The organism is Micromonospora sp. NPDC047738, from assembly GCF_040642675.1.
In the GTDB taxonomy this organism is placed as follows: domain Bacteria; phylum Actinomycetota; class Actinomycetes; order Mycobacteriales; family Micromonosporaceae; genus Micromonospora.
The window spans coordinates 1-1,287 of the sequence record NZ_JBEYSO010000084.1; the positions used below are offsets into that span (position 1 = coordinate 1).

Annotated in this window: 1 protein-coding gene; it reads left to right on the forward strand. The window is 66.0% G+C overall.

Translation table 11 applies throughout. The annotated features are described in order from the left end of the window. On the forward strand, nt 1–1,191 hold a 1,191-nt coding region (locus ABZ783_RS37410; RefSeq protein ID WP_357447981.1), incomplete at its 5' end, for an IS110 family transposase. Nucleotides 1,192–1,287: the final 96 nt, after the last annotated feature.

Below are 1,287 nucleotides of genomic sequence, written 5' to 3' on the forward strand. Positions count from 1 at the left end.
CTAGCCGATCGGCTGGTGGAGCTGGGAATCGACAAGGTGACCGTGGAGTCCACCTCCGACTACTGGCGGATCTGGTACTACCTGCTGGAAGCGGCGGGTCTGGACGTGCAACTGGTCAACGCCCGCGAGGTCAAGAACGTGCCCGGCCGACCCAAGACCGACAAGCTGGACGCGGTGTGGCTGGCCAAGCTGACGGAAAAGGGACTGCTGCGGCCGTCGTTCGTGCCGCCAGCACCGATCCGTGTCCTGCGGGACTACACCCGGATGCGGTCCGACCTGACCCGGGACCGCACGCGTTACTGGCAGCGGCTGGAGAAGCTCCTCGAAGACGCCCTGATCAAGATCTCCACGGTGGCCAGCACCCTGAAGACCCTCTCGACCCGCGACATGATCGAGGCGTTGATCGCCGGGCAGCGTGACCCCCAGCAACTGGCAGGCCTGGCCCGCGGGCGCATGCGAAGCAAACACACCGCCCTGACACAGGCGCTGACCGGCCGGTTCGACGACCACCATGGCGAACTCGCCCGCATCCTGCTAGACCAGATCGACCGCCTCGACACGCAGATCGCCGCGCTCACCACCCGCATCGAGCAACTGATCGACACACTGGGCCAGCCGGCCACCCCCGCGCCACCACATCCCGCCGGCGATGACAACGACCCACCACACCAGCACCTGCCGTCCACCACCAGCACCGCCAACAACGCCATACGACGCCTGGCCGAGATCCCCGGCCTCAGCCCCGAAACCGCCCAACTCATCATCGGTGAGATCGGCCTGGACATGACCCGGTTCCCCACCGCCGGGCACCTCGTCTCCTGGGCCAAACTGTCCCCCCGCGCCATCCAATCCGGCACCAAAACCGGCAACGGCAACACCGGCAAGGGCAACCCATACCTCAAAGCCGTCCTCGGACAAGCCGCCGCAACAGCCGGCCGCAACCACGGCACATTCCTCACCGAACGCTACCGACGCATCCTCAAACGCCGAGGCAAAGGCAAAGCCCTCGTAGCCGTCGCCCGCTCCATCCTGGTGATCATCTGGCACCTACTCGCCGACCCGACCGCCCACTACTACGACCTCGGCCCGGACCACTACGACAAGCGCATCAACACCAATCGCAAGATCACCAGACTCGTCCGAGAACTGGAAGCACTCGGCCACACCGTCACCCTGCAACCAGCCGCCTGACAACCACCAACATCACACCGGACCGGCCCCCACCAGCCCGGCGATGCCCCCTGCACAAGACCCGCCCTGGTCAGGCTCATTTTCCGGTCAGACGCT